The following is a 10,140-nucleotide window of genomic DNA, read 5'->3' on the forward strand; positions in this document are numbered from 1 at the left end:
CGGGAGAAAGTTCAACTTTGTTGAGAACCACGATTCGCGCATTGTGGTGGGCACAGAACCATTCGAGCAAATCGAAGCCAAATCGAAGGAGCCTGTCTTTGTATGTGACCACAATCGATTGGACATTTCCTGACATAACCCGTTCCAGTACGGCAAGCATTTTTTTTCGTTTGTAGTTAAGTCCTCCTCCAACTTCTTTGACAAGCTCTCCATCAGGGTATTGGGATTTGAGATATTCACACTGACGTTCCAAGTCTTCTTTTTGCTTTGTTGACGAGACTCTGGCATAGAGGATGATAACCCTATCCCCGGTAGTCCCAGTTGTATATGTGGTGATGTCATATCTTCTCTGTCCCCCTGCTGTTCTGATTGCTGTAATTTTTCCTTGCTCTTCCCAGTACCGCAAGGTTCTGTCACAGACTCCCAAGATTCGGGTTGCTTCCCCTGGCGTTACATAATTTTTAGTCATTTTCTTTCCTTTCTGTTTTCATTTTCTATTTTTACACTATTTGCCAGAAATTGCCAGGGTTTTTTAAATCTAGTCGCGCACCTCGAAAACCCTCCCTTGAGCAAAGTATTCGCTGATATAGTAGTCGCCATTACTATTAGGATATTCTCGCTCCTCTCAAATTTAGTCACAGCAAGAGTTTAAATCATAACTTCTAACTTTTGACTTTTGACTTCTGACTTCTATCTAAAATGGAGCTTTGAGGACTCTCGGTATAATCTCTGATTTACCGGGAGATGAATCGCGACCAAAATAAAAACAGATCACAGATCTTGATTTGCAAGGGTCTAACTTAACACCAAACTCAGATAGAATTATGTTATTATGTCCACATGATAACACTAACCTACGAATTTAAGTTAATCCCTTCTCAACAGCAGATAGCCATTATAGAAGATATTCTGGCAGTCATAAGAAAGGTGTGGAATTATGCCTTGAGAGAGCGAAAAGACTGGATTAATGGTAGGAAGTGTGCAGTTGATTCTTGTTCATTACATCAAGAGTACATAATTCCTTCGGATGCGCCTTACCCTAACTACAACATACAAGCGGCCAACTTAACTAAAGCCAAGAAGACTAACCCAGAGCTGAAAAGAACAAATGCTCAAGTCTTACAACAAGTTCTCAAGAATTTGGAAAGAGCATTTAACAACATGAAACAGCAGGGTTATGGCTTTCCTCGTTTTAAAAACAAGTACAGAATGAGGTCCTTTGTCTTCCCTCAGTTTAAAAATAATCCCATCTCTAACGAGTACATCAAACTCCCACAAATTGGATTAGTTCAGATGAGATTATCTAGGCCAATTCCAGAGGGATTTAAACTGAAACAGGTCAGAGTGGTCAGACGAGCAAGTGGGTATTTTGTCATGTTATCTCTACAAAGTCCCGTTAGTATTCCGGATACTCCAGCTTCAGGACATCCATTAGGAATTGATATTGGACTAGATAAATTTTTAGCAACTTCTGAAGGTGAATTGATTGAACGTCCAAAGTTTTTAACCAAACTACAAAGCGAGTTGACATTACTGCAACGTAGGTTAAAGTTAAAATCTAAAGGGTCAAAAAATCGACATAAACTTAACCAAAAGATAGCCAGACTTCATCAAAAAATATCAGACACCCGAAAAGACTTTCACTTTAAATTAGCTCATCATTTATGCGACCAAGCTCGAATGATATTTGTGGAAGACCTAGACTTGAGAACCTGGGCCAAAGGAATGTTAGGTAAACATACTTTAGATGCAGGGTTCGGTCAGTTTTTCAATATATTGGCTTGGGTATGCAGGAAACGAGGAGTTTATTTTGGCAAGGTAGACTACAGATATACCAGTCAAATTTGTCCGAATTGTGGAGCGCATACAGGTAAAAAAGATTTGTCTGAGCGTATTCATAAATGTCCTGAATGCCAATACGAAATGAACCGGGATGTGGCAGCAGCAAAAGTGATTTGTCATCGAGGTGTTACTGCGGCCTTTGCAGATGCGTGGTTCAACAAATTGACGCTCGTTGGCGTACTGTCGGGGACTGGCAACAGTCTAGATAAGTGCCATTCAAGCAGTAAACCTAAATCGTGAGGTTTAGGAATCCCTCGTTATAATCAAGCGATTTAACGAGGGAGGATGTCAAAGCTGAGTGCTTTATTTAAAGAAAACAGGTTAAAATATAGGTCTTAATTCTTTATTGTAGTTTGAGTTTCATGGGCAACACATTTGGACATCTGTTTCGGGTAACAACATTTGGTGAATCCCACGGAGGAGGAGTAGGAGTGATAATTGATGGTTGCCCTCCTAAACTAGAAATAGATGTTGCAGAAATTCAATATGAGTTAGACCGTAGGCGTCCAGGGCAAAGCAAAATTACAACACCCCGCAAAGAAACAGATATTTGTGAAATACTGTCCGGAGTCTTTGAAGGTCAAACTTTGGGTACGCCAATTATGATTTTGGTGAAAAATAAGGATGCTCGTTCACAAGATTATCAGGAGATGGCTAGTAAATATCGTCCATCTCATGCCGATGCAACTTATGATGCTAAGTATGGTATTAGGAACTGGCAAGGTGGGGGACGCTCTTCAGCTAGAGAAACTATTGGACGAGTTGCTGCCGGGGCGATCGCTAAAAAAATTCTTAAACAATATTCTGGTGTGGAAATTGTCGGTTATGTGAAGCGCATCAAAAATTTAGAGGCCATTGTTGACCTAGAAACAGTGACTATAGAACAAGTGGAAAGTAATATTGTCCGATGTCCAGATACTGAATGTGCAGACAGGATGATTGAATTAGTAGAGCAAATACGAGATGTAGGAGATTCTCTGGGAGGTGTGGTTGAATGTGTGGCCAGGAATGTGCCAAAAGGTCTTGGTTCTCCTGTATTTGATAAATTAGAAGCAGATTTAGCTAAGGGTGTGATGTCTTTGCCAGCAAGCAAAGGATTTGAAATTGGTTCTGGTTTTGCAGGTACTACTTTGACAGGTAGCGAGCATAATGATGAATTTTACACTGATGAGCAAGGGGACATTCGGACTGTTACTAATCGTTCTGGAGGGGTACAGGGAGGAATTTCTAATGGAGAAAATATTGTGTTGCGGGCAGCATTTAAACCAACTGCTACAATTCGTAAAGAGCAGCGTACTGTTAATCGTAGCGGTGAAGAGACATTGTTGGCAGCTAAAGGAAGGCATGACCCTTGCGTTTTACCTAGAGCTGTGCCTATGGTAGAAGCAATGGTAGCTATAGTGCTATGCGATCATTTATTGCGCCATTATGGACAGTGTGAAAGTTTGAAATATAAGTAGTGGTTTGCAAATTGGTTAATTATTAAGGTTGGATAAATTTTTTGATTGGCAATAATTAACAACTTATTTCGTTGAAGACATAGATTTTAGCAACCTAGGCTAAAGGTTTCTTGGGCAAACATACTGTTGATGCAGGTTTTGGACAGTTTTAGGAGTATTTTATCTTATGTGGGGAAACAGCGGGGAGGAACTCTCTGATAGATAGCATAGCTGTCCAGAATGTAAATATGAGGCTGATAGAGACGTAGCTTCAGCACAGGAAATCTTTAATTAATGGATAATGGATAATGGATAATGGATAATGGTTAAAACCTTTACGGAATTGAATATAAGGAAATCTGATTTATTTTTTCTTCTTGCTCATGAGAGGCTTTAAACCTAGATTCGATTAATTATCAAGATGTTGGCATTTATACCCGCGCTCTCCCGTAGGGGAGCGGAGTGATGGGAATGCCAATCAATCTTGCGGTCTTGCAGATAATCTGTTAACATATAAATATTGCTTAACCAAAAACCAAGGTTAAGATTACTGTAACTGTTCAATCAAGTCGCCGAGGGGCACTCGGAGAAGTTAAACGGACACGGAGGAAGTATTAGACAGGCTTTGCCTGCATTTTCCAGTGAGGTGTCAACCCGCCCTGAGTCATTTGTTCAGCTTAGTCTGTTTGAATGATGGATGGGAATCCCGCGATGTACCGCAGGTCAGCGTCGGGAGGATGTCAAATGGAAACTAAACCTTCTTCTGAAGTGCTAACTCAAGATCATGTTGATTTCTTCAAGGTGTCTGAACAAATGGGAGATTTTTTAGTTAAGTTCTGGGGTGTACGAGGTAGTGTTCCTACCCCAGGAAAAGATACTATTAGATATGGTGGAAATACTTCTTGCATAGAAATGCAAATAGCTGGTAAGCGATTGATATTTGATGGCGGTACTGGTTTGCGAGAATTAGGCAAGGAAATGATGCAGGAAATGCCAGTAGAAGCTTATATGTTTTTCACTCATTATCACTGGGATCATATTCAAGGTTTCCCTTTATTTACTCCTGCTTTTACCCAAGGAAATAGTTTTCATATCTACGGAGCTATACCTCCAGAAGGGGAATCCATGAGAAAGCATTTTATACAAAGGGTTTTACACTATAACTCTCCTATTCCTTTAAATGGTATCCAGGGAGATTTGCATTTTTATGAGCTTCAGCATGGGGAAAGAATGATGCTGGGTGATATTGAGATTGAGACTGGTTCTCTGAATCATCCTAACACAGCAATGGGATATAGAGTGACATGGAATGGACGGACGGTAGTTTATTGTTCTGATACAGAACATTTTCCCGATCGCCTGGATGAAAGTGTGGTAGGTTTAGCCCGCAATGCTGATGTATTAATCTATGATGCTATGTATACTGATGATGAGTATCATAATCCTTACTCTTCTAAGGTAGGTTGGGGACATTCGACTTGGCAGGAAGCAATCAAAGTAGCTAAAGCTGCTGGAGTGAAGCAGGTGGTAATTTTTCACCATGAACCTACTCACAGTGATGATTTTCTCGATGAAATAGCAAAAAAAGTTAAAGCAGCTTTTCCCCAAGCAGTGATGGCCCGCGAAGGTTTAGTCCTGCCAATGGGAGTTTAAAAATCTACATTCCGCACCACAAAATGTAGTATAGAAGAAGGAGTCAGGAGTCAGGAGTCAGGAGACAGAATTTAGGAGAAAATCATAACTACTGTGATTGAGTCATAAATCAAGCAAGTATTTATGCTTAATTAGGGTTTGCTGAAAAAGTCTTTTAGTAGGGGTAGGAGACAACCCACCCCTAGCCCCTCCCAGGAGGGGAGGGGAAGACAGGAGACAGGAGACAGGAGACAGGAGGAACGGGGAATTTAGAGGAGGTAGAAGTAAGAATTGTCCCTTGATTTTTCTGCCCAACTATGCGCCTAAAATACGCTCCTTTTTGAGCATTGCGGAAATTGTCCCCAAAGAATATATCTTTGGTCAGAATCATGAGAAACGAAGCCATCAGGATTTATCCTGTTGCGTAGTATCAACTTAGAATCCCCTCGGCAAAAGCTGCGGGGAGTAGTCAAAAATTAAGAACTACTTTTAGTACAAGTTTAATAATAGCTGCTTTCGATATTCTTTACTGGTAGAGTTATCATCTCCTAAGATATTAAATATTGCTAGCATTGCTTTGCGTGCGCCGTCATTTTTATATTTACGATTCCTGATGACTATATCTAAAAATAATTTTAGTGCTTCTTCATAGTTAGCTGATAGTGTTAAACTACAAGCTTGAGCATACATTTTATCTAGTTCACTATCACCAGGATTTTCTGCTTCTTGTTTAAAGTGAATTAGTCCTTTTACTGCTTGTATTTGGGGATAAAATTCTCGGTTATTTTCTCCAATAGTTTCTATTAGTTTTTGAGCTTCTTCTAATCGATTTAAACTTACTAAAAATTTCGCAGCTTCTATGATTAAACTGATATTAGTAGGATATTTTTGAAAAAGCTGGTCTAAAAGATTTTTTGCTTGTTTTAATTCACCGGATTTTGTCAAGTTCCGCAGTGTTTCTAGTTCTGTTTCTAGTTCTGATTTAAGGTTAAGTTCACCTAGAAAGTTTCGTAGTTTTGGCTCTGAAAGAACTCCTACAAAACCTGGTTTAACTTCTCCTTGAGTTACGATTTTAACATCTGGTACTCCCTCTACACTATAAGTTTGAGCTAATTCGGGATTCTGGTCTACATCAACTTTAGCTAAGATAAAGTCATATTCTTGAACCAACTTTTCTAAGATTGGTTTAAGCATTTTACATGGACCACACCAAGTAGCGTAAAAGTCTACTAAAACAGGTTTTTGATAGGAATTTTTTAAGACTTCGGTGGCAAAGGTTGTGTTGTCAACTTCTATAGATATACCCATTGAATTTCTAGAATATTTTGTGTTATTTACTATTATCTCATTATGTCGGAATTGAGTAATTGACATCCTCCCGACGTTGCTCTACGAGACAACGCGGGATTCCCATCCATCAATCAAACAGACTAAGCTGAACGAATGACTCAGGGCGGGTTGACACATCATTGGAATCTGCTGGCTTGCCAGTCTGACGCTTCCTCCGTGTCCGTTTAATTGTCTCCGAGTGCCCCTCGGCGACTTCTTCAAAAAGTGATAGTTGAATCGGATTTTTTGCTACTGTTTCTTTAACTGTTTCAACCTTGGTTATTGGTTGATTAACTGTTTCTAAAACAGATTGAGTATTAAGAATATTGACTGCTGCATTTATATCTCTATCATGGAAAGTCCCACAATTTAAACAAGTCCATTCCCTAACATTTAGTTCTTTCTTGCCACCTTTAAAACCACAATGAGAACATTTTTGAGAAGTAGGTTCCCATCTATCAATGACTCTAAATTCACAACCATATTTTTCACATTTAGCCTCAGTTAAAGTTCTAAATTGTCTCCATCCTAAGTCACTAATTGCTTTAGCTAATTTGCGGTTACGAACCATGCCAGAAACATTCAAATCTTCTAGTACAATTACATCGTATTTACGGACTAAATCAGTTGATAATTTGTGTAGGAAATCCGTTCTAATATCTTGAATTTTTCTGTGGAGTTTGGCTACTCTAAGCCGTGCCTTTTCACGGCGGTTTGTACCAGGAGTTTTTTTGGCTAATTTCCGTTGGAATTTTGCTAGTTTTTTAAGATTTTTCTTGAGTGGTTTAGGAGCTTCAAACTTCTCGCTATTACTCAATGTGGCAAATGTGCTAATACCCAAATCAATCCCAATAGAATGACCAGACTTTGGCAAATTTTCTGCACCAGTTTCTACAACAAAACTAGCAAAATAACGATTAGATGAATCTTTAATGATGGTTACAGAACTAGGCTGTGATGGTAGTTTTCTTGACCAAAATATTTTAATCTTACCTACTTTTGGCAGATAGATTTTGTCTTGACCAATCTTGTAATTAACCCCTACAAATCTAGCAGCTTGTCTAGACTTTCTTGACTTAAATTGAGGAGGTTTGACTTGAATTCCTTTACGTTTTCCAGTACAACTATCAAAAAAGTTTTTATATGCCTGGTCTAAGTCTTTCAAAGATTGTTGTAGTGGCGTAGAAGCTACATCTTTCAGCCACAGCAATTCTTTCTTCGCTTGAGTTATGAATTGTTTAGTTAAATCTACATAGCTAGGTTTCTTTTGACCACCAGCATATAGTTGATTACAATATACTAAACTTTGATTCCAAACATATCGACAACAACCAAAAAGTTGATTTAATTTGGTTCTTTGAATATGATTAGGATAGATGCGATATTTGTATCTAGATTTCAATGTTTTCTATCTATTACTAACACTTTAGTAGTTTTATTATAGCATGGGTTGGCATTCCCATACGACGCTCCCTTGCAGGAGAGCGCGGGTCTTCTGCCAACATTAGATAAATAAGGGAGTAGGGAGTAGGGAATAGGGAGTAGGGATAATAGGAATATTTACCCTGTGTAAGAATATAGGTTTTTTTCATCTAAATCAGGGAGTAGGGAGTAGGGAGTAGGGAGTAGGGAGTAGAGATAATAGGAATATTTACCCTGTGTAAGAAGATAGGTTTTTTTCATCTAAATAATGGAGTAGGGATAATAGAAATATTTACCCTGTGTAAGAATATAGGTTTTTTTCATCTAAATAAGGGAGTAGGGAGTAGAGATAATAGGAATATTTACCCTGTGTAAGAATATAGGTTTTTTTCATCTAAATAATGGAGTAGGGATAATAGAAATATTTACCCTGTGTAAGAATATAGGTTTTTTTCATCTAAATAAGGGAGTAGGGAGTAGAGATAATAGGAATATTTACCCTGTGTAAGAATATAGGTTTTTTTCATCACTAATTATTCGGACTTAATATTAGATGAAGTCTACTGTAGGTATTATTTAAGGCGGTAAACTTTTCTCATCTAAATATGACCTATAATACCATTAAAAAAAAGAATGTTACAAATAATTTAGGTGATTAAAAGACAAGTGGAGTGGATGTCTCTTTGACGAAAAGAAAAATATAAGTTCCGACCTAAAAAACGATATCGAAGCCATTCCCATACGACTCCTGACTCCTGACTTCTAACTCCTAAGAAATAGCCGGTCTATTTGTAGCAAATATTTATCAAGCTGGTATAATCTACAAACGTAAGCATTCAGCTATTAGCAGTCAGCTGTAAGCAATTAGTAATGAGTAATTACTTCTAAGGTTTAGTCAGGGGACTTTGTCAGTAACTTTTATTTTTTCTCAATTTTAAAGGTTGCTTTTACCTTCCTCAAAATTAATAGTTGATAGCTAATAACTGACGGCAGAATGCTTACCTACAAACTTTGTTTGATATAGTAGGAGGAAGAAGGAAAAGGGAAGAAGGAAGAAGATGTTTAGTTATCTAGGAGAGAAGCAAAAATATTGCGTTGTTTTAGTTTTAAGCTTATAAATGTGCCAATTACCTATTACCGAATAATTAAAGTTTAAAGCCTCTCCTTTAAAGGAGAAATAAGAAAAAACTTTCCTTTTATTCAATCCTCTTCTTTTGAGGGAGAGTTCATTAATGGATAATTGATAATGGATAATTGATAATTACCTATGGTTAAAACCGCTCTTGATTGAATATAAGGAAATATTTTTTCTTCTCTTGGTCGATTGGATATGGCGAGGAGACCTCGCCATCCCTCGACCGCTTTTTTCCCCTTAAAAGGGGAGGCTTTAAACCAGAATTATTTAATTATTAATTAGTTAATTATTCGGTAATTATTAATTATTAATTATTAATTTTTGAACAACTTTTATGTCATCAAGCACCAATTTCAATCCGAATACACCTGAAGAGTATGCCAAACTTGCGACTATATATTCCAAACAGAAAAAATGGGAGTTAGCAATTGAAAACTACCGTCAAGCTATTGCACTAAAGCCTAATTTTTCTTGGTATTACTATCATTTAGCACAGGTTTTACATCAACAAGAAAACTGGGATGAAGCTATAAATTTTTACTATGGCGCTATAGAATTAAATCATAATTTTTCTTGGTCTCATTATAATTTAGGAGATGCTTTAAGCAAATTACAAAGATGGGAAGATGCTGTTAATGCTTATCAAAATGCAATTAAAATCGATCGGGGTTTTCCTTGGTCTTACTACAATTTAGGTAATGCTTTAATAGAGTTGAAAAAATGGGATGAAGCTATATATAACTATATTTATGTGGTTAAGTTGCAGCCAGGATCGCCAGGAATTTACACTAAATTAGGAGATGCGATAGAACAAAAATATCATTCAAATATAGATGCAGCAATTCAGGATTATCATCAAGCTATTCAGCACCGAGGGCAATATCCTATTTACGATAAATTACTGGAATTTTCACAAGATAATCCAAATTTATTTGTAGAAATAGCAAATAATTTAGTTAAGGCAGATAAGAATAATGGGGCGATTATTTTTTATAAAATAGCTTTAGAGATTAATCAAGATGACTTAGACATTTACCACAAGCTACAGGAAGTTTTAGATAAAAAACACCAGTTATCCCAAGAAATTTTAGAACTCCGAAGAAAAATAGAATTAAATCCAAATAGTAAGTCTTATTATAATTTAGGTATTGCCTTAACTCGACAACAAAAATGGGAAGAGGCAGTTGTAGCTTATCGTCAAGCTATTGAAATTAATCCAGATTTATCTTGGTGGTTTTATTACAATATATGGGAAGCTTTTGCGAGAGAGGATAAACTGTTAGAAATACTAACTTTTTTCCAGAAATTTCAAAAGTATAATCCTGATTCTTGTTGGTCTTA

At 37.3% G+C, this 10,140-nt stretch carries 7 protein-coding genes; 4 read left to right on the forward strand and 3 right to left on the reverse strand.

The genetic code is table 11. The features are described from left to right. On the reverse strand, window positions 1-469 hold a 469-nt coding region (locus F6K54_RS32010), incomplete at its 3' end, for an IS607 family transposase (RefSeq protein WP_293087015.1). Window positions 470-840: 371 nt separating this feature from the next. Here F6K54_RS32010 and F6K54_RS32015 point away from each other — a divergent pair. From F6K54_RS32015 to F6K54_RS32025, 3 genes are all read left to right on the forward strand, one after another. Continuing rightward, window positions 841-2,082: a transposase gene (locus F6K54_RS32015; RefSeq protein WP_293087018.1), complete on the forward strand. Its 1,242-nt coding sequence runs from the start codon at window positions 841-843 to the stop codon at window positions 2,080-2,082. 122 nt (window positions 2,083-2,204) lie between these two features. Further along, window positions 2,205-3,302 carry a chorismate synthase gene (gene aroC / locus F6K54_RS32020; protein WP_293087021.1) on the forward strand — a complete coding sequence of 366 codons (1,098 nt, stop codon included), beginning with the start codon at window positions 2,205-2,207 and terminating at the stop codon, window positions 3,300-3,302. 723 nt (window positions 3,303-4,025) lie between these two features. After that, entirely contained in the window at window positions 4,026-4,934 is a 909-nt protein-coding gene (locus tag F6K54_RS32025; protein ID WP_375342014.1) for an MBL fold metallo-hydrolase, read from the forward strand. Window positions 4,935-5,402: 468 nt separating this feature from the next. On the opposite strand, the gene F6K54_RS32030 is transcribed toward F6K54_RS32025, so the two are convergent. Next, the gene (locus F6K54_RS32030) at window positions 5,403-6,221 is read right to left on the reverse strand and encodes a tetratricopeptide repeat protein (RefSeq protein WP_293087024.1); all 819 of its coding nucleotides are present in this window, start codon (window positions 6,219-6,221) and stop codon (window positions 5,403-5,405) included. A 109-nt stretch (window positions 6,222-6,330) separates the two neighbouring features. After that, the gene (locus tag F6K54_RS32035) at window positions 6,331-7,644 is read right to left on the reverse strand and encodes an RNA-guided endonuclease TnpB family protein (protein ID WP_293087027.1); all 1,314 of its coding nucleotides are present in this window, start codon (window positions 7,642-7,644) and stop codon (window positions 6,331-6,333) included. Window positions 7,645-9,133: 1,489 nt separating this feature from the next. Between F6K54_RS32035 and F6K54_RS32040 the strand changes: the two genes are divergently transcribed. Next, a partial coding sequence (locus F6K54_RS32040; RefSeq protein ID WP_293087030.1) for a tetratricopeptide repeat protein occupies window positions 9,134-10,140 on the forward strand: 1,007 nt, incomplete at its 3' end.

Source organism: Okeania sp. SIO3B5 (assembly GCF_010692555.1).
In the GTDB taxonomy this organism is placed as follows: Bacteria; Cyanobacteriota; Cyanobacteriia; order Cyanobacteriales; family Microcoleaceae; genus Okeania.

Bases quoted from the DNA above. Each gene is read 5' to 3' on its own strand.
- F6K54_RS32015 (WP_293087018.1), top strand. From the start codon at position 841: ATGATAACACTAACCTACGAATTTAAGTTAATCCCTTCTCAACAGCAG.
- aroC (WP_293087021.1), top strand. From the start codon at position 2,205: ATGGGCAACACATTTGGACATCTGTTTCGGGTAACAACATTTGGTGAA.
- F6K54_RS32025 (WP_375342014.1), top strand. From the start codon at position 4,026: ATGGAAACTAAACCTTCTTCTGAAGTGCTAACTCAAGATCATGTTGAT.
- F6K54_RS32030 (WP_293087024.1), bottom strand. From the start codon at position 6,221: ATGGGTATATCTATAGAAGTTGACAACACAACCTTTGCCACCGAAGTC.